Below are 18,976 nucleotides of genomic sequence, written 5' to 3'. Positions count from 1 at the left end.
CGCCGCTGTGCTGCACGGCTCACTCAGGGGCGCGGTTTGCGCCAGCCGCGCGTGTTTTTCAGGCCGCCGATCCGGCCGACGTTTCGCACGTCTCTGACATCCTGAACGTTGCGCACGTCGGGCACGTCGCGTTTCCCCAGCGCGCCTCGCAAGACGCGCGCGCCCTGTGAATCCCGCGCGCCGCGTTTGCCGCGCAGTACGCCTGAGCGCGCGAGGACCACCGCGACCCAGCAACCGGCGCAGATCAGCACGAGCATGTCGGCCGAGAAGCTCATCTCCGCCCTCCTTTCAGTTCCATGGCGCTTTGTACGCTTTGTATGACCGACCAGACGGGCGAGCGCGAAGAAACGGCGTGCGCGGCACGTCGGCCGCTTAAAACGGGGGTGCGCCACGCGAGAGGATACTGCATCGGCGGGCCGTCCGGTATGCCGACGAGAACTCGCTCACTCAGTCACGCTCCTTAGCCCCAGAAGCCGATATGCGATTGTTCGGCTTCCTCTTCGAGCAGCGGACCGACCACTTCAATATGCCGTTGTCCGCGCAGGAAGATCTCCCGGCAAGGCAGCGAGAACGTCGGGTTCTCCGGATGATCCCCGGTGAGCGTCAACAGCCGATGCTCGGACAGCGCATACACAACCCGGCCGATGTTGCACCAGTAGATCGCGCCCGAGCACATGCAGCACGGTTCGGCGCTCGTGTAGAGCGTGCATTTCGCGAGTTCGTCCGGGGACAGCAGTTTCGCCGCTTTGGCCGCCGCCGCGAGTTCGGCGTGCTGGGTCGGGTCGCCTTCGGGTGGCATCGAATTATTGCCGGCGGTGGCGATGATTTCACCGCGCTCGTTCGCCACGATCGCGGCGAATGGATGGCGGCCGCTCTTCTTCGATTCCTCGGCGAGGTCGATCGCCGCGCGGAGCAAGGACAGATCGGTCTCGGACAATGTCGATGCGGTGGAAGCTTTTTGTATGTTCATTTTCTGATTCCTTGAATGAGAGTTGAGAGCGTTGGGTGATTAAAGAACTTCCGATTGCGCACTGTGCGCGGAAAGCGATGTAGACGAACCGTGGTCCAGCTCCGACGCCGATCCAACAAGCTGACCGGACCCGCTTTCGCGATTAAGCAAAACATTGAGCACGATGGCGCTGATCGCCCCAAGAAAAATCCCACTGTCCAGCACCAGCTTCAGCGGTCCAGTCACGTGACCGAACAGCGCTGGAAACGACATCGGCAACACGCCGACGCTTACCGATACCGCAACGATAATCGCGTTGCGGGTGCCGTCGAACTTCACACGCGACAACTCCTGAATGCCCGCCACGGTCGTCATGCCGAACATGACGATCGCGCAGCCGCCCAGCACCGGCCGCGGCACCGAAGCGATGATTGCGCCGAGCTTCGGAAACATGCCCATCAGAATCATGATCGCTCCCGCCGACGCCACCACATAGCGGCTTTTCACATTCGACAGCGCTATAAGGCCAGTATTCTGCGTGAACGCGTTATACGGAAAGCTGTTGAAAATACCGCCCAGCAGGGTCGACAAACCATCGGCGCGAAACGCGTTGCCGAGCGTGCTTTGCGACGACGGCCGGCCGATGATCGTGCCGATCGCGAGCACGTTGCCGGTGGTTTCCGCCATGATGACGAGCATCGCCAGTGTCATCACAAGGATAGGCGTCACCGCGAAACGCGGCCAGCCGAATGCGAACGGTGCGCTGATTTCGAACCATGCCGCATCGCCCACGTGCGCGAAGCTCGTCATGCCGCAAGCCGCCGCGATCAGCGTGCCCGCAATCAGCCCGATCAGCACCGAAAGATTGCCGATAAAGCCCTTGAAACGCGCGTAGATGAACAGCGTGATGGCCACCGTGACGAAGCCGAGCACGAGGTTCGCCACCGACCCGAAAGCCGGCGCGCCAGGATCGCCGCCGCCCAGCCAGATCGCGGCCGCCGGCATCAGCGACACGCCGATGATCGTGATCAGACTGCCGATCACGACCGGTGGAAAGAACCGCAGAAAACGGCTGAATACCGGCGCGATCAGCATTGTCAACGCACCGCACGCGATCACCGAACCGAACACGTGCGCCAGGCCATATTGCTTGCCGATCATGATCATCGGCGCGATGGCGATAAACGAACAACCCTGGATCAACGGCAGCCGCGCGCCGAACTTCCAGAAGCCGAGCGTCTGGATCAGCGTCGCGATGCCCGAGGTCAACAGATTGGCGTTGATCAGCGTGATCATCTGTTGCGGCGTAAGACCGAGCGCGCTGCCCAGAATCAGGGGAACGGCCACCGCGCCGGCGTACATCACCAGCACATGCTGCAGGCCAAAACTGACGAGTTGCCGGACCGGCAATATTTCGTCGACGGGATGGACGGCGCTACGTTCACTCATGGTTGTCTCCATTATTTGCATGGCTTCGGGACCGCCGGTTTGCACCGGCGTATCGGGGAAGCTGGCCCGTCGAAGCGCTTGGCCGCGGGCTGGTCGGTGCGCCATAATCCATCAAGGCCGCCGGGCCACCAAATGAACATCCATCGTTTTTTTCAATAGATCGGAAACACGGCCATGCGCTATTCCCTCGATCAACTCGAGATGTTTGCCCGCGTGGTAAAAGCCGGTTCGTTCTCGGCGGCCGCGCGCAGTCTCGGCAAAACGCAATCCACCATCAGCATGGCCATTGCCAATCTCGAAGTGGACTGGGGACTCGCGCTGTTCGACCGAAGCAGCAAATTGCCGGTGCTGACCGCGGCGGGACGCAAACTGCTCAATGAGGCGGAGTTGGTGCTGGAGCGCTGTCTCGATCTGGAGTCGCATGCGAATGATCTGGGTGAGCTGGTCGAGCCGGGTCTAACGCTCGCTATCGAAGTGCCCTACAACACGTTGATGCCCGCGCTGTTCGATTTCGCCGCGCAGTTTCCCGATGTCGATCTCGACATTCGTCATCCGCTGCATGGCGATGTGAGCAAGCTGCTGCTCAACGATGAAGTGGACCTGGGGGTCGCGTTCGCGCAACCGGACTATCCGCGCGATCTCGGTTTTTCGCAGATGGGCAAGCTGATTCTCGCGCACGTGGCGCGGCGCGATCATCCGCTGGCGCAACGCGATAGCGTCAGCTTCGCCGAGCTTGGCTCGCATCGGCGGCTGGTGTTCAGCGCGCACAACAACACGTTGCCGAGTACCGAATATCTCGACTCGACGCGTTGCTGGCAGGCCGAGAGTTATCTCGCGCTGCTGGAGATGACGCGGGCGGGCCTCGGCTGGACCACGTTACCGAGGCAATTGATCCGGCGCGAGCTCGACGAAGGGGAATTCGTCGAACTGCAACTCGCGGCTTATCCGCATACCGACTGGCAGGTCGGCGTCGATCTGATCTGGTCGAAGGCGCGCGTGCTCGGTAAAGCGGGGGTCTGGCTCAAGCGCCGGTTGCAGGAGCACAAGGTGTTCGAGCTGGACCGCAACGGCAACGCCACCACGTTGTAGCGCGTACGAAATACCTACGCTTGTCTGCCGCACACTGACATTCCTGATAGTTGTTGCCGGCGGCGGCCGCGTTTAATCTTTGGCCGACTCAACGACGCCTGACGCAACCGGGACTGCTCACCGACACAACGACCGATCGACCGATGCATGACGAGCGGTAGCCCGCACGGAATCACGTCATTCACTCATCGTATCGGTGTTGCGGACTCAACCCGTCCCGGCCACGGGCGTCGCCAGATCACTCCATCCCATCACGTAGCGCACCGGCTTGAACGCTGGCGCGTTGCGCGGCCTATCCGCTTCATCGTCACCAACGTAGCGCGCGCACTCACGAGGTCCGCGCCTGAGAGGAATATCCGATGCCCCTGCTCAATCGACGTCCGCCGCAGTTGCGCCGCTCCTGGCTGTTTCTGGCCGGCGCCGACCGCGAAACACTTCTCGCCGGTCCGCAGACCGGCGCCGACGTCCTCGTTCAGGAACTCGAGACTTTCACGCCGCCGGCACGCCGGCCGGAAGCCCACCGAATCGCGGACGAAGTCCTGAAATGCTGGCGCGACGCCGGCGTGCTGACCTCCGTGCGCGTGAACCCGCTCGACAGCGGCGGCGTGGACGATCTGCGGGCCGTCATGCGCAGCCGCCCGGACATCATCATGATGTCGTTCGTGTCGACGCCCGAACAGGTCGTCGCGCTCGACGAAGCCGTCACGCGTTGCGAAGCGGAGTACGACATTCAACCGGGTTCGACCGAGCTCGTGCCGAATATCGAATCGCCGCTGGGCGTGGTCAACACGATGGCGATTGCCCGCTGCAGCCGCCGGATTTCCGCGGTGCTGGTCGGCACCGAAGACATGGTGGCCGATCTCGGCGCCGAACGCACGCACGCCGGCCACGAACTCGATTACGTGCGCTCGCGGTTTCTGCTCGAATGCGCGGCCGTCGGCGTCACGGCGATCGACTGTCCGTACAGCTACGCGGACGTCGAAGGCGCGGAACTCGACATGCGCAGGTCGCGCGCGTTCGGCTACAAGGCCAAGGGCATCGTCAACGCGCCGCTCACGGCAATCGTCAACCGCGTGCTGACGCCGAGCGCCGACGAAGTCGCGCTCGCCCGCCGCGTGATCCAGACCTTCGACAAAGCCCGCGAACAATCGAACGGCCAGCGGGTCGCCGCCGCCGTGGTGGACGGCTTTCTCGCCGAAGTCCCCGACTATCTCGCCGCGCACCGGTTGCTCGCGCGCGCCACGCAATTCGGCCTCGCATGAACGACATGGACACTCGCCTAGCTATGACCGCCTTTGAAAGCCGCCTGAAGTCGCTCAAGACCCTCGCGGGCGCTCACCAGACCTTCGACACGAACGCCGTGCCGGCCACGCCGCACGCGCTGTTCGAGCAGTGGTTCGATGCCGCGGTGGAAGCCCGCGTCAGCGAACCGCAAGTCATGACGCTCTCCACGGTCGATCTGGACGGCGCGCCCGACGCCCGCTCCGTCGTGTTGCTGAACATGGACGCGCAGGGCTGGCATTTCGCGGCCAACGCGACGAGCCCCAAGGGCCGTCAGTTGACGCACCGGCCCGAGGCCGCCATTACGTTTTACTGGCCCGCCACGGCCCAGCAGATCCGCTTGCGCGGCAAGGTGGAGCGTCTGTCCGACGAAACGTGCCGCGCGGATTTCATGGCGCGTCCGGAGCGCTCGCGCGCCAGCATTCTGATCGGCCGGCAGAGCGAAGTGCTTAACAGTCAGGACGATCTCCGGCACGCGCTGCACGAGCAACTCGCGCGCGTCGCGTCGCAGCCGGAACTGGTGTCGCCGCACTGGGGCATGTATGCGTTGGCGCCGCATGAAGTGGAGTTCTGGCAGTCGGATGCCGAGCGCCGTTTTACGCGACTGCGCTACGTGCGCGTGGGCAGCGGCAAAGAAAATGGCACGGGCAGCGGCGTGGACGCTTCGTGGGAGCGCAGCCTGCTATGGCCATGAGTTGCGCTACGCCGGACGCGCCGCCCGCGTCGCCGTACACACCGCTGCTGGACCGGTTCGCCGACGCGACCCGGCTCACGCTCGCGGGACGCGACCCCGGCGCCTATCACGGCTTCGTCAATCCGCCGGTCTATCACGGCTCGACGGTACTGAGTCCGACCACGCACGACCTCTTGCACCGGACCCAGCCGTACATCTACGGCCGGCGCGGCACGCCGACCTCCGACGCGCTCGAACACGCGCTGATCGAGCTCGAAGGCGGCGCCGGCGCGGTGCTTTGTCCGTCGGGGCTGTCCGCCTGCACGCTCGCGCTGCTGTCGTGTCTCACGCCGGGCGATCATCTGCTGATGACGGACAGCGTCTACGGCCCGGTCCGGCATGCCTGCGACGGCGTGCTACGGCGCATGGGCATCGACACCACGTACTACGATCCGCTGCTGGGCGCCGCGCTCGAACCGTTGATCCGGCCGCGTACCCGCGCGGTCTACGTGGAGTCGCCGGGGTCGTACACGTTCGAAGTGCAGGATATCGGCGCGATCACCCGCGTGGCGCACGCGCACGGCATGAGCGTGATCGCCGACAACAGTTGGGCCACGCCGCTGCTGTTCCGGCCGCACGATCATGGCGTCGATCTGTCGATCCAGGCCGGCACCAAATATCTGGTCGGCCATTCCGACGCGATGCTCGGCACCGTGTCCGCGAACGCCGCCGCGTGGCCTGCGTTGAAGCAACTGCACGGCGATCTCGGTCTGTGTGTCGGTCCGGACGACATGTATCTCGCACTACGCGGCCTGCGCACGCTGGGGCTGCGTTTGCGCCAGCATCAGGAGAACGCGTATGCGGTGGCGAGCTGGCTCAAGCAGCAGCCCGAAGTGCTGGGCATTCTGTTTCCCGCGTTCGAGGATTGTCCCGGTCACGCGCTCTGGAAACGCGACTTCAAAGGCACCTCCGGACTGTTTTCGGTGATCCTGCATGCCGCGCCCGACGAAGCGCTCGCGGCCTTTCTCGACAGTCTCGAACTGTTCGGCCTCGGCTATTCGTGGGGCGGTTTCGAAAGTCTGGCGGTGCCGTTCGACCTGCAGTCGCAGCGTATCGCGCAGCGTTGGCCGGACGGCAGTATCGGCGTGCGTCTGCATATTGGCCTCGAAGCGCCCGCCGATCTGATCGCCGATCTCGCCGCCGGTCTGCAACGCTACAGCGCCGCCTGCCCCGCGCGGCAGGATGCCGCCACATGCTGACGATCTGGGGAAGACGCAGTTCGTTCAACGTGCAGAAAGTGCTGTGGCTCGCCGGCGAGTTGGGGCTGGCGTACCGGCATGTGTCGATTGGCGGTGAATTCGGCGGTTGCGAAACGGCCGAATTCGAAGCGCTCAATCCGACCCGGCGTATTCCGGTGATCGAGCTCGACGGCGAGATTGCGTGGGAATCGCACACGATCCTCCGGCTGCTTGCCGCACAGACGCGTCAGGCGCCGTTCTGGCTCGCCGATCCGTTCGCGCGCTCGCATGCCGAGCGCTGGATGGACTGGTGCCAGACCACGCTCGAACCCGATCTGATGACCGGGCTGTTCTGGGCGATGGTTCGCACGCCCGAGTCCGAGCGTAACTGGCCGCTGGTTCACGAGAAGAACGCGCGCTGCACCCAGCACTTCCAGATGCTCGACCGGATACTCGCCACGCGGCCGTTTCTGAGCGGCGACGCGTTGGGGCTCGGCGATATTCCGGTCGGCGCGACGCTGTTCCGCTATTTCTCGCTCGACGTCGACCGCCCGGCGCTGCCGCATGTGAACGCATGGTACCGGCGGCTGCAACAACGCCCCGCCTTTCGCGAGCACGTGATGGTCTCGTTCGAAGCATTACGCGGCCGTCCCGGCTGACCCACTGAATTTGCCAATCCGCCTATCCGCCATGTCCCTTTCATACGACGCACCGCACACGGCATCCGGCAACCCGCATGGCCGGATTCTCATCGTGCTGCATCGCGAGCAATCGAGCCCCGGGCGCGTGGGCCGTCTGCTGCTGCAACGCGGCTACGAACTCGACATTCGCCGGCCGCCGCTCGGCGATCCGCTGCCCACGACACTGCGCGACCACGCGGGCGCGATGATCTTCGGCGGCCCGATGAGCGCCAACGACGACGACGCGTGGATTCGCACCGAAACCGACTGGATCGGCGTGCCCTTGCGCGAGCAGGCGCCGTTTCTCGGCATCTGTCTTGGCGCCCAGATGATGATTCGTCATCTGGGCGGAAACGTGACGACACATCGCGACGGCCGCGCTGAAATCGGCTACTGGCCGATCAAGCCGACACCGCTCGGGCGCGCGTTGTGTCAATGGCCGGAGCGCGTGTATCAATGGCACCGCGAAGGCTTCGACAGTGTCGCGGGACTCGAACGGCTGGCCGCCGGCGACGAGTTTGAAAACCAGGCGGTGCGTTACGGCCCGGCCGCGTACGGCGTGCAATTTCACCCGGAGGTCAGCTATCAGATGATGCGGCGCTGGACCGCCGCCGCCGCACACAAGCTCTCCGCGCCGGGCGCCCAGGATATTCCCACTCAGACTCGCGAAGCGCATCGGCACGATCGTGCCGGCGTCGCATGGCTCAACAGTTTTCTGGACACATGGCTCGCCGGACGGCCTGCCGATTCGTTACTAGCTGGCGGCGAGACCCGCGGTCATGTCGGTGACGCTGAGCAGGCCCCATTCGATCGCCTTCAGCACGGCCTCATGACGACGTGACACGTTGAACTTGCGGCGGATATTGTTGAAGTGAAAGTTGATGCAGGACTCGCTCACGTTGAGAATGTGGCCGATCTCCCATGAGGTCTTGCCGAACGCATGCCAGCGCAGACATTCCGTCTCGCGGCGGCTCAGGCGGGGCGCCGAGCCGGATCGGGTATCGAACCCGAACTGGCCGATCGCCTCGCTCGTAATGTCGCGCAGCAACGACAAACGCGGCAGGCAGCGCAGGCAATTGTCGTAGGTGAGCGCGTATTCATCGTTCACCGCGCACGTCAGCATGCCCACCTCCCCCTTCAATCCATACAGCGGCAGCGTGACGCCACGGTTCAGACCAAAGGCGCTCGCTTCGTCATGAAACTCGCGCTGCGCCGGGGCGACGAAAAAAGCCGGGTCCCAGATCAGCGGCATGCGTGATCTGAAACAATGTTTGAGCAGCGGATCGACCTGATCGAAGGAACGCTCGCGATAGCGCTGCTCCCATTCCGGCTCGCAGTTGCTCCACATGTGCGCTGCGCAGAAAGACACCCCCTGCGACGGCAACACCGCGAGCACCACCTTGTCGAAGCCCATTTTTGCAGTCGCGTCGAGAATACGGTGGCGTAGCGCGCACTCGTCGGTCGGCACGAGCAAATCCAAGTAATCATTCTGGCCGTTCATTCGTATACTCCCGTTTTTTCTGTTCGTTCTGGTGTACTGATATAACCGTCCCGAGCGTCTCGCAGCCCTGTTGCCAATCGGAACGGCGGCGTTAGTCTCCCGTTTCCGACAGCAATTGCCTACCTATCTTCTTGGCATCGTCGAGCGTGGCCACCGCTTCGAGCGGAATGCCGAAGGCTTTCGAGATCGCCGCCGCGCCGGCCTTTGACTCTTCGCGCTCGCTCTCGTCGGGTTCGACCGTGATCAAGGCCTTGCAGACTTGCGACAGCGCGTCGCGGTTCGTCTTGAGCCACATGCCGCGGTGCTTGCGGTCCTCGTGCGTTTCCTCGGGGCGCGGCGAAATGAACAGCAACACGAAGTGCTCGCCGGTCTTCAGCAGCGCATTCATGTCCTGCTCCCAGGCCACCGCGTAACCGGGTGCGATCGCGTCGTTGCGGGCGATCACGAGCGGGAATTCCGACAGATCGAACACGGCGGATGTGCTCAGTTCATGGCTCAGATTCATGATTCAGGTTCCTCTTGCAAGTTGAAAAAAATCTTGATTGGGCGGGTGCGCCGGCATTCGACGGCCGGCGCACCCGCGCTTCATTGCTTTAGCGGTTCAGCGCTTGGCCCCCGCGGGCGCACCGCCGCCCGGCCTCGGCCCGAATGGCGGTTTAGCCAGCCACACCAGCACGATCACCGCGATGTACACCCAACCCAGCGCGAACGCGACGTCGTTGAACGAGATCTGATAGGCCTGCGCGTCGATCATCCGGTCGAGCAGCTGATAGCCGGTTTGCGGATCCCCCTGCCCCAGCACGCGCAACTGTTGACGCACCGCCGGATCGAACACGCTGATGCTCTCGGTGATCTGCGCGTGGTGCTGCACCGCGCGGCGCTCCCACAGGAACGACGTGATCGACACCGCGAAGCTCGCGCCGAGCGTGCGCAGAAAGGTCGACAGGCCCGAGCCCGCGGCAATCTCGTCGGGCTTCAGATCCGACAGCAGAATGCTGTTGATCGGCATGATGAACAGCGCGAGCCCGAGTCCTTGCAGCAACTGGATCAGCGCGATGTGCTCGAAGTCCACGTCAAGAAAGAACTGCGACCGCAGAAACGACGCGCAGCCGAGAATGCCGAACGCCATGCACACCAGCATCCGCATGTTGAAGCGCGGCGCGTACTTGCCCATGAACGGCGTGAGCAGCACTGGAATGATCCCCATCGGCGCGGCCGCGACCCCGGCCCAGAAGGCCGTGTAACCGAGCGTGCGCTGCAGCCATTGCGGCACGATCACGTTGACCGCGAAGAACGCCGAATACGCCAGCACCAGCGTCAACGTCCCGGCGGCGAAATTGCGATGCTTGAAGAGCCGCAGGTTGACGATCGGATTCGACTCGGTCAGCTCCCAGATCAGGAACAGCAGAATGCCGAACGCGGCCACGACCGACATCCACACGATGAAGGTCGAGTTGAACCAGTCCTCGTCGTTACCCTTGTCCAGCACGATCTGCAATGCGCCGACGCCGAGTATCAGCGCCGCGAGACCGACATAGTCCACCTTCGCCTTCGCGGTGGTTTCGGGCCGCCCCTGCATCTGCGCGTACACCATCGAACACGCGAAAATGCCGATCGGCACGTTGATCAGGAACGACCATTCCCACGAGTAGTTCTCCGTGATCCAACCGCCGAGCAAGGGCCCCGCGATCGGCGCGACGACGGTCACCATCGCGATCATCGAGAGCGCGAAACCACGCCGCGCCGGTGGATAGATCGACAGCATCAGCGCCTGGGTGGTCGGAATCATCGGTCCGGCAACGAGGCCCTGGAACGCGCGGAACGCCACCAGTTGCGGCAGGCTATGCGCCAGTCCGCACAGCAGCGAGGCGAATGTGAACAGCAGCGTCGCCCAGACGAACAGCTTCACCTGGCCGAAGCGCTTCACCAGAAAACCCGTCAGCGGCAGCGCGATCGCGTTGCTCACCGAAAAGGTGGTGATCACCCAAGCGCTCTGATTCGTGCTCACGCCAAGATTACCGGCGATGGTCGGCAGCGACACATTGGCGATGGTGCCGTCCAGCACCTGCATGAACACGGCCAGCGCAAGGCCGAAGGTGGTAAGCGGGACGCTGCGGGGCCGGAAATCGCTGCCGGCCACAGCCGCGGGCGCGCTCATTTCACGCTCGCCGTGGCACCGGCTACCGGCAGGTTGTCGTGGATCACCTTGTCGACCAGCGCATTCGCGAGCTGTAACTGGCGTTGATACAGATCGCTGCTGAACAGCGGTTCGCTCGGCGGCTGATGCGCCAGCATCGCGCCGTCGCGATTATGCAGATCGACGCTGGCGTGCATCGACAGGCCAATCCGCAGCGGATGCTTTTCCAGCTGTGCCGGGTCGGTGAATTCGATCCGCACCGGCAAGCGCTGGACGATCTTGATCCAGTTGCCGGTGGCGTTCTGCGCGGGCAGCAACGCGAACGCGCTGCCGGTGCCCACGCCAAGCGCCTGCACCTTGCCGCTATAACGCACGCTGCCGCCGTACAGATCCGAGCGCAGCTCGACCGGCTGGCCGATACGCATCTCCGAGACCTGCTTTTCGGTGAAGTTGGCGTCGACCCAGACTTGCCGCAGCGGCACCACGGCCATCAACGGCGTGCCCGGCTGTACGCGCTGGCTCAATTGCACCGTGCGTTTCGCGACGTAGCCGGTGACCGGCGTGACCAGCGTGGCACGCGCGTTCTCCAGATAGGCGGCGCGCAATCTTGCGGCGGCCGTTTCCACATCAGGATGCGACGCCACGGCCGTATCGTCGACCAGCGCCTTGCTGGTCTGATACTGCTGCTGCAGATTCGCCAGCGCGCTCTGTGCGCCGACGAACGCGCTTTGCGCCGATACCAGCGTGTCGTGTGCATGCGCCAGCTCTTCGGCCGAAATCGCACCCGTGCGGCCGAGATCGCGGCGGCGTTCGTAGTCGGCACGGGCTTTATCGAGCGACGTACGGCGCGCGTCGACTTCCGCCTGCGAGCCCTCGAGACTGTCGTGCAAGCCGCGTTCGTTGCTGTACAGCCCGCGCACCTTGCGCACCGAGCCGGCCAACGCGGCCTGCGCACCGGCCAGTTCCACTTCGGTATCGCTCGGGTCGAGCTTCACCAGCGTGTCGCCGCTGCGCACGAGGTCGCCGTCGTCGGCGCCGATCGACACCACCGTGCCCTGCACCTGCGGCGTGATCTCGACGACGTTGCCTTGCACGTACGCGTTATCCGTCGCCTCGTACCATTGGCCGTATAAAAAGTGCCACACGAGCCACACGGCGATACCGATTGCGAAGCCGGCGATCAGCAAACGCAGCAGCAGTTTGCGACGCCCGGAAGCCGGCGGCGTCGGACTGCCGCCCGCGCCACCCGAGCCGCCGGGCGCGGCGCCGCCTGGCGACTGCTTCGCCGGTTCAGGCGGGGCGCCCGGACGTAGCGCGGTTTGATTCGCAGGCGCGGGGGCCTGACTTACGGGTTCGAGAATTTTTTCGCTGCTCATGGCGTAGCTTGAATGTCGAGAGAAGGAGAGACGGCTGCGAACGCGGCGTCGGGGCGCTGCGGCATGAAACCGCCGCCCAGCGCCTCGACCAGTTGCAGAGACAGATCGACGTGTTGCGCGCGCAATTGCGCCATCCGTTTGCTGGCAACCAGCAACTGCTGACGCACCACCAGCGCTTCCAGATAACTGCCGACGCCCGCGCGATAGCGCTGGTCGGCGAGCGCCCATGCGTCGTGGGCGGCGTCGAACGCGTGTTGCTGCGCGTCGATTTGCAGTTGCATCGATTGCAGGCTGTGCAGGTTGTCGGCGACCTGATTGAGCGCGCCGATCAGCGTCTTGTTGTATTGCGCGACCGCCACGTCGTATTGCGCGTCGCGATGCTGCAGATTGCCGCGCAATGCGCCGCCGTCGAAGATCGGCAGACTGATGGCCGGCGTCACCGAGTACGTGCGCGAGGCCGCCTGGAACAGCGACGCGCCGCCGCGCGTGGCGAGCCCCGCCATGGCGCTCAGACTGATGTTGGGCAGGAATTCCGTTTTGGCGCTGGCGATGTTGCGGCTCGCCGCCTCGACCCGCCAGCGCGCCGCGACCAGATCGGCGCGGCGGCCCAGCAGATTGGCCGGCAGGTCGGCCGGCACCGCGAGCGCGGGCACCGGCAACGCCGCGGGACGCTGGATCGACAGACCCGCGTCCGGCCCCTGGCCCAGCAGAATCGCGAGCGCGATCCGTGCGCTGGCGATCTCCTGCGCGGCCATCGCCTGTTGCTGCATGGCGGTTGCCACTTCGCTATCGGACTGCTTGAGTTGCGCCTGGTTGTCGATGCCTTTGTGAACCCGCTGCAGCGTCAGATCGCGCGCTTCGTTGGCGCGATCCGCTTCCGACTGCGCGACTTCCTGCTGCGCATACGCGTAGTTCAAATTCGTATAGGCGCGCGCCACGTTCACCGAGAGCTGGATGCGCGCGGCCTGCGCGTCGACTTCCGTCGCGCGCGCTTCGCCTAACGCGGCTTCCCATGCGGCTCGCTTACCGCCCCACAGGTCGATGTCCCAGTTGAAGCCGAGATTGAGTCCGCGCGTGTGATAGAAGAAACCGCCGCCCTCTTCTTCGCTATACACGGTGCCTGACTGACGCTGCGCGGTGAAGTTGGCGTTCGCGGTCAGATTCGGAAAGCGTGCGGCGTTGGCTTCGGTCACCTGCGATTGCGCGTCGCGGGCCCGTGCGTCGGCAATAGCGAGGTCGGGGTTGCCGGCGAGCGCGCGCTCGATCAGCGCCGTCAATTGCGGGTTCCCCAACGCGACCCACCAGTCGGTGGCAGGCCATGCGCGGTTGGCGTCGATGCCCGCGAGACTCTGCGACGCCTGCAACTGCGACGGATCGCTCAGCTTGCCGACCGGCGCGAGCCCGCGGCTGGTGACGCAGCCAGCGGACGTGATCAGCAACGCCGTCGCCGTCATCCATGCCGCGATGCGAGATGCATCACGACGGTGCCATGTCGATCGTTTCGATCGTTGCGATCTCGTCGAAGCGACGTGTCGAATATCAGCCCATCCTTCCATTGAATACTCCATCTATCGGGCGACTTGCCATGACCCGCATTGTTGGACGTTCAATAGAAAAGCTGATAACGTTGTTTAGACAAAAAATAATGAATTCCAGCCATGCCATACCAGAAGACTACCCCGAGCAAGGCGCAGCACCTCCTGCACAAATCCGCGCATAAAAACGCGGACCACAGTGAGCCTAAAACCGCACGCAAAACAGCGACGCCGACCGCACCCGTCGCCCCGTCATCCGATCCGAGCGAACGCGCCGACGGGCCGCCGCTGATCGCCGTATGGGGCGAGCATGAAGGCGATAGCGACTATCAACTCGGCACGCGCGAAGTCGATTGGCATAACCATTTGCGCGGCCAGGTGTTTTGCGTCGAGAGCGGACTCGCGCATGTACGCACTCAGCACGGATCCTGGTTGTTGCCGCCGCATCGCGCCGGTTGGATCCCGCCAGGCGAATCGCATAAAGTCAGCATTAGCGGCGCAATGAGCGGCTGGAGCGTGGTCATCACGCCGGCGGCAAGCGCCAGCCTGCCGGAGCGGCCATGCGTGATCAGCATCAGCGAACTGATGCGAGCGTTGGTCAGGCGCGCGGTCTCGTGGGCCACGCAGTGCAGGCTCGATGCCGAACAGGAACGCATGAGCTTCGTGCTGCTCGACGAGATGCGCCGCGCGCCACATGAGCCGCTGCATCTGCCGATGCCCACCGACCGCCGGCTCGTGCGCATCGCCAACGCGATCCTCGGCCAGCCCGACGACACCCGCACGCTCGACGAATGGGCCGCCTGGGCCGGCCTGTCGGCGCGCACGCTGAGCCGTCTGTTTATCGCCGAGACCGGCAGCAGTTTCGCGCAGTGGCGTCAGCAGGCGTGTTTGACGCGCGCGCTCGAACGTCTTGCGCAAGGCGACAGCGTCGCCAACGTGGCCGACGCGTTGGGCTACGCGACGCCGAGTAATTTCATCGCCATGTTTCGCCGCTGTTTCGGCGATTCCCCCGCGCACTATTTCGCGAAACGCAAACCCTCGCTGTAACCCCCGTCCGACACCGTTTTCCTACACGGTGACGCGAAAAACCTGTCAACGCTATCAGTAGTCGCTTAGCAGCGGGCTAGATATAGTTAGTCCGTTGCGTCATAACGTGCGCGCTTCGCTCGAAGCGTCCGACACACTGATCAGGATCACTACCTGACGGTTTTCGCCCCCACTTATGTAGAGCTTACCCATGTCTAACGCCGTGGATTCAGACGAGACGCCTATCGTCTCCGTGCAGCAACTGGCTGACTACATCGCCGCGGGATGCAAAGACCGCGCGGCGTTTCGCATCGGCACCGAGCACGAGAAGTTCCTGTTCGACCGCAACACGCTCAAACCGCTTTCGTATCACGGCAACGCGGGCATCGGCGCGGTGCTGCAACGGCTGCTCGAGCAGCAAGGGTCGCCGATTCTCGACGACGGGCATCTGATCGGCGTGCGCTATGACGACGGCGCGGCGATCTCGCTCGAACCCGCCGGACAACTGGAATTGTCCGGCGCGCCGGTGGCGTCGCTGCATGACACGCAGACGGAACTGCACGCGCATCTGGACACCGTTAAGGCGATCGGCGAGCAACTCGGGTTCGAGGCGGCGCCGCTCGGTTTTCATCCGCTGATGCGCCGCGACGAGATGCCGTGGATGCCGAAGCGCCGTTACGCGATCATGCGCCGTTATATGCCGCAGGTCGGCACGCGCGGCCTCGACATGATGCTGCGCACCTGCACCGTGCAGGTCAATCTCGACTATGCGTCGGAAGCGGACATGGCAGCCAAGATGCGCGTGTCGCTCGCGCTTCAGCCGCTCGCCACCGCGCTATTCGCCAACTCGCCGTTTCGTGAGGGCCAACCGTCCGGCCTGATGTCGACGCGCGCCGACGTCTGGACCGACACCGATCACGACCGCTGCGGCATTCCCGCGCTGTTCATGTCGCGCAGCTTCGGTTTCGAGCGCTACGTGAACTGGTTGCTCGACGACGTACCCATGTATTTCGTGCGCCGCAACGACCGCTATATCGACGTGGCCGGTCACACGTTCCGCGATTTTCTCGGCCGGCGCATTCCCGGTCTCGAAGACGCCACGGCGACGCTGGCCGATTTCGCCGATCACATGACGACGGCGTTTACCGAGGTGCGGTTGAAACGTTTCCTCGAAATGCGCGGCGCCGATGCCGGCACGCCCGCGATGATGGTCGCGCAGTCGGCGCTATGGGTCGGGCTGCTGTATGACACGGGCGCGTTGTCCGATGCGCAGACGCTGACCGCCGGCATCAGCCGCGCGGAGTTGCTGGCGGTGCGCCGCGACGTGCCGCGCCTCGGTCTCGACGCGCGACTGCAAGGCCGCACGCTGCGCGAACTCGCGGGCGACGTGGTGGCGATCGCGGCCAAAGGCTTACGCGCCCGAGCGCGGCATGACGCCGCCGGCGACGACGAAACGCAATACCTTGCACCGCTCCAGGACATCGCCGCAGGCGCGCCGAATCAGTCGGAGTACTGGCTCGCGCGTTATCGCGACGCATGGGACGGCGACGTCACGCGCATTTTTGGCGAGTTGTTGCAGAACGATCGCTCGGCGGAGTTTTTTGAAGTTCAGTAGCAATCAGGCAGGCGCATTAACCTGGCAAAAGCCAGGAAAAAACCAGGCATCAAGCAGGACGGCGAGACGCCAAGATCGAGCCGATACGACAATCACTTCTCATGTTGAGGCAACCATGTCAAAGCGACACTACGAAACACCGATCGACGTTAAGTACCGCGACACCGATTCGATGGGCCACGTGAGCAGCCCGGTCTATTACGACTACCTGCAGCATTCGTATTTGAGCTACATGTTCGATCTGCTGGACATGCCGCGCACGGAGAAACTGCCGCACATCATGGTCAAGACCCAGTGCGAATATCTGGCGCCCGCCATGTTCGGCGACAAGCTGACGGTCCGCTCCAGCGTCGTCAAATTCGGCAGCAAGAGCTTCGAGCTAGAACATGTGATGGAACGCGACGACAAGCAGATCATCGCGCGCGGCGCGTCCACGCATGTGATGTTCGATTACACGACCAATAAGACGGCGCTCGTGCCGGATGCATTCAAGGAACGGGTGATGACGTTTCAGGGTTCGCTGTAACGGGCGCGAGAAGCGCTTGGGTTTGAAATGAAACGACCCGGTCGCAGCCGCGACCGGGTCGTTTCAATTGCGGAGGACTTAACGCGGCGTCCGTACAGATCTTTTCTCAATCACCCCGCAAACGACTGGGCGTGATCCCCAGGCGGCTCCGAAACGCGGCCGTCATATGCGCGTGCGAAGAGAAACCGACCGCGAGCGCGATCTCGCGCAAATCATGACGCGAGCTTTCCAGTAGCACGCGAGCGGCGGCCAATCTGCGATCGATCAGGTAGCTATGCGGGCTCTTTCCGACCGCCGCCTTGAAGGCCCGAATGAAGAACGCCTCGGAGAGTCCCAGCGCGTCCGCCATCAGCTTGACGCTGATATCTTCGCCGAGGGTCGAGTCGATGATCTCGTCGATCTGCCGCAGGCGCGCGGAGGTCATCGAGCGGGCTTGCCGGGGCGCGCTCAATCCGCCATGAACAACGGAGTTGACGCGCTCCGCCAGAACGATGAGCTTTTCTTCTAGCAACAACGTGGCGGGCGCGTCCGTGAGCAACAAAGTCCGAATGGTTTGCGCGGCGTCGATCGCGATCGGATCGATGAAATCGTTGAACTGTCGCTGGACCGCCACGCTGCCGGCAAGATCGCGAGACATGGTGACGCGCAGATATTCGCCCCCACCTTGCGACGACGAAAACACCGTGCAACCGCCAGGCACATAGGCCAGGCTGTTCGGCTTCGAGAAGAACGGCAACACACGATCGCTTGAAAACGCGTGATGGCCCCGCTGGCTTTCGAACGCGAAGCCGATCACCGCCTGGTCCGGGGTGTACATGACTTCATACGCATGTCGCGGCAATAGCTCGACGCCCCAGCGGCCGATCACGAGCCGCCGGCCCGCCTGCTGGCTTATCCGCTCCGGGTTCGGTGTTTCTGCCGTATTCATCGTCCCTCATGCGGGTTGAGCGATTGCGGAAACCACTGGTTGTTCGACGTGCCCGCGAGATGCGCCGACTTGTTCTTTGGGTCAGTTTTCTGACAACGCAGACGCCGCGATTCACTATCATCGCCCGTAATGCAGTCAAGCGACCGTTCTCTTTCTGGGCCTATCGGACATCATGTTTTCACTAAACCGGAAAACGCGCAAACTCTATTACGAGAACGCCGCCTTATCGGCGTGCGCGGCCAGGATCGTCAAGGTCAACGCAAACAGTATCGAACTCGATACGACGGTCGCCTATCCGGAAGGCGGCGGCCAGGAAGCCGATCATGGCGCGATTATTCTTGAGGATGGGCGCGCGTTGCGTTTCGTCGATGCGAGAAAAATGTACGGCAATTTCGCACGCATTCCCGATTTCCCGAGCATCCTCGTGGACGGCATTATCGAGCACGTGATTCATCCGGACGATCTCGCGTTGCTCGGCGAACTGGAGATCGGCGCGGAAGCCACCGTGCGTATCGACCCGCTGCGACGCGCACAGCTCTCGCTCAGTCACACGGCGTCGCACCTGTTGTATCTGGGCGTTAACGAGGTTCGACCCGATGCCATGCCGGGTCTGTTCGGTTGTCATATCAAGGTCGACGCCGCGCGCTTCGATTTCAGCGTGGAAACCCGCTTCACGGCCGACGAGCTTCAGGAAATCGAACGGATCGCCAACGCGTACGTGCTGCGCGGCAGTGAGGTCGTCACGTATCAGCATCCGTTGTATCGGGACGCGCGGTATTGGGCGTGCGAAGGTCAGGTGATTGCTTGCGGCGGGACGCATATCGCGTCGACGGCGCCAGTCGGACGCATTCAGGTACACCGGAAAAACCTGGGGCGTGGCAAAGATCGCCTTTCGTGTGACTTCGCGGAGTCGATGCCGGAGTTGCGGGCCTGAGCCACGGACCTTAGTCGCGTACCTTAGCCACCGCATTCA

Annotated in this window: 19 protein-coding genes; 10 read left to right on the top strand and 9 right to left on the bottom strand. The window is 63.6% G+C overall.

The window, feature by feature from the left end; genetic code table 11:
* Window positions 1–23: 23 nt before the first annotated feature.
* From FA94_RS08535 to FA94_RS08525, 3 genes are all read right to left on the bottom strand, one after another.
* On the bottom strand, window positions 24–275 hold the full coding sequence (locus FA94_RS08535) for a hypothetical protein (protein ID WP_035549678.1): 252 nt from the start codon (window positions 273–275) through the stop codon (window positions 24–26).
* Window positions 276–460: 185 nt separating this feature from the next.
* Window positions 461–970 carry a nucleoside deaminase gene (locus FA94_RS08530; RefSeq protein ID WP_035549676.1) on the bottom strand — a complete coding sequence of 170 codons (510 nt, stop codon included), beginning with the start codon at window positions 968–970 and terminating at the stop codon, window positions 461–463.
* Window positions 971–1,009: 39 nt separating this feature from the next.
* On the bottom strand, window positions 1,010–2,398 hold the full coding sequence (locus FA94_RS08525; protein ID WP_051980484.1) for a nucleobase:cation symporter-2 family protein: 1,389 nt from the start codon (window positions 2,396–2,398) through the stop codon (window positions 1,010–1,012).
* 174 nt (window positions 2,399–2,572) lie between these two features.
* Between FA94_RS08525 and FA94_RS08520 the strand changes: the two genes are divergently transcribed.
* The 6 genes from FA94_RS08520 (at window position 2,573) to FA94_RS08495 (ending at window position 8,200) form a co-directional block, all read left to right on the top strand.
* On the top strand, window positions 2,573–3,487 hold the full coding sequence (locus FA94_RS08520) for a LysR family transcriptional regulator (protein WP_035549674.1): 915 nt from the start codon (window positions 2,573–2,575) through the stop codon (window positions 3,485–3,487).
* 359 nt (window positions 3,488–3,846) lie between these two features.
* Entirely contained in the window at window positions 3,847–4,749 is a 903-nt protein-coding gene (locus FA94_RS08515) for an HpcH/HpaI aldolase/citrate lyase family protein (RefSeq protein WP_035549671.1), read from the top strand.
* Between the two features lie 23 nt (window positions 4,750–4,772).
* The gene (locus FA94_RS08510) at window positions 4,773–5,462 is read left to right on the top strand and encodes a pyridoxine/pyridoxamine 5'-phosphate oxidase (RefSeq protein ID WP_035549668.1); all 690 of its coding nucleotides are present in this window, start codon (window positions 4,773–4,775) and stop codon (window positions 5,460–5,462) included.
* Entirely contained in the window at window positions 5,459–6,700 is a 1,242-nt protein-coding gene (gene metC, locus FA94_RS08505) for a cystathionine beta-lyase (RefSeq protein WP_081936325.1), read from the top strand. Before FA94_RS08510 ends, metC begins: the two co-directional genes overlap by 4 nt.
* On the top strand, window positions 6,694–7,338 hold the full coding sequence (locus tag FA94_RS08500; RefSeq protein WP_035549665.1) for a glutathione S-transferase family protein: 645 nt from the start codon (window positions 6,694–6,696) through the stop codon (window positions 7,336–7,338). Before metC ends, FA94_RS08500 begins: the two co-directional genes overlap by 7 nt.
* A 31-nt stretch (window positions 7,339–7,369) precedes the next feature.
* Window positions 7,370–8,200: a glutamine amidotransferase gene (locus FA94_RS08495; RefSeq protein ID WP_063771775.1), complete on the top strand. Its 831-nt coding sequence runs from the start codon at window positions 7,370–7,372 to the stop codon at window positions 8,198–8,200.
* Here FA94_RS08495 and FA94_RS08490 read toward each other — a convergent pair.
* The 5 genes from FA94_RS08490 to FA94_RS08470 all read right to left on the bottom strand — a co-directional run bounded on the left by FA94_RS08490 (window position 8,114) and on the right by FA94_RS08470 (window position 13,827).
* Window positions 8,114–8,860, bottom strand: a complete 747-nt coding sequence (locus FA94_RS08490; RefSeq protein WP_051980483.1) for a helix-turn-helix transcriptional regulator — start codon at window positions 8,858–8,860, stop codon at window positions 8,114–8,116. The genes FA94_RS08495 and FA94_RS08490 overlap by 87 nt on opposite strands.
* Before the next feature lie 91 nt (window positions 8,861–8,951).
* Window positions 8,952–9,365 carry a hypothetical protein gene (locus tag FA94_RS08485; RefSeq protein ID WP_035549660.1) on the bottom strand — a complete coding sequence of 138 codons (414 nt, stop codon included), beginning with the start codon at window positions 9,363–9,365 and terminating at the stop codon, window positions 8,952–8,954.
* A gap of 96 nt (window positions 9,366–9,461) precedes the next feature.
* Entirely contained in the window at window positions 9,462–11,018 is a 1,557-nt protein-coding gene (locus tag FA94_RS08480) for a DHA2 family efflux MFS transporter permease subunit (RefSeq protein WP_035549658.1), read from the bottom strand.
* Window positions 11,015–12,373: an HlyD family secretion protein gene (locus tag FA94_RS08475; protein ID WP_035549656.1), complete on the bottom strand. Its 1,359-nt coding sequence runs from the start codon at window positions 12,371–12,373 to the stop codon at window positions 11,015–11,017. Before FA94_RS08475 ends, FA94_RS08480 begins: the two co-directional genes overlap by 4 nt.
* On the bottom strand, window positions 12,370–13,827 hold the full coding sequence (locus FA94_RS08470) for an efflux transporter outer membrane subunit (RefSeq protein WP_035549653.1): 1,458 nt from the start codon (window positions 13,825–13,827) through the stop codon (window positions 12,370–12,372). The genes FA94_RS08475 and FA94_RS08470 overlap by 4 nt, the downstream gene beginning before the upstream one ends.
* 204 nt (window positions 13,828–14,031) lie before the next feature.
* On the opposite strand from FA94_RS08470, the gene FA94_RS08465 reads away from it, so the two are divergent.
* From FA94_RS08465 to FA94_RS08455, 3 genes are all read left to right on the top strand, one after another.
* Window positions 14,032–14,955 carry an AraC family transcriptional regulator gene (locus FA94_RS08465; RefSeq protein WP_081935825.1) on the top strand — a complete coding sequence of 308 codons (924 nt, stop codon included), beginning with the start codon at window positions 14,032–14,034 and terminating at the stop codon, window positions 14,953–14,955.
* A 190-nt stretch (window positions 14,956–15,145) separates the two neighbouring features.
* Window positions 15,146–16,549 (top strand): glutamate--cysteine ligase, encoded by a 1,404-nt coding sequence (locus tag FA94_RS08460; protein ID WP_051980482.1) that lies wholly within the window; start codon window positions 15,146–15,148, stop codon window positions 16,547–16,549.
* A gap of 115 nt (window positions 16,550–16,664) precedes the next feature.
* On the top strand, window positions 16,665–17,075 hold the full coding sequence (locus FA94_RS08455; RefSeq protein WP_035549650.1) for an acyl-CoA thioesterase: 411 nt from the start codon (window positions 16,665–16,667) through the stop codon (window positions 17,073–17,075).
* Between the two features lie 106 nt (window positions 17,076–17,181).
* Here the strand turns inward: FA94_RS08455 and FA94_RS08450 are convergent, their stop codons facing one another.
* The gene (locus tag FA94_RS08450) at window positions 17,182–18,003 is read right to left on the bottom strand and encodes an AraC family transcriptional regulator (protein WP_035549647.1); all 822 of its coding nucleotides are present in this window, start codon (window positions 18,001–18,003) and stop codon (window positions 17,182–17,184) included.
* Between the two features lie 172 nt (window positions 18,004–18,175).
* Here FA94_RS08450 and FA94_RS08445 point away from each other — a divergent pair, with 172 nt between their 5' ends.
* The gene (locus FA94_RS08445; protein WP_035549645.1) at window positions 18,176–18,937 is read left to right on the top strand and encodes an alanyl-tRNA editing protein; all 762 of its coding nucleotides are present in this window, start codon (window positions 18,176–18,178) and stop codon (window positions 18,935–18,937) included.
* Window positions 18,938–18,976: the final 39 nt, after the last annotated feature.

It is taken from the genome of Burkholderia sp. 9120, assembly GCF_000745015.1.
GTDB lineage: Bacteria > Pseudomonadota > Gammaproteobacteria > Burkholderiales > Burkholderiaceae > Paraburkholderia.
This window is presented reverse-complemented; position numbering and strand designations above follow the sequence as displayed.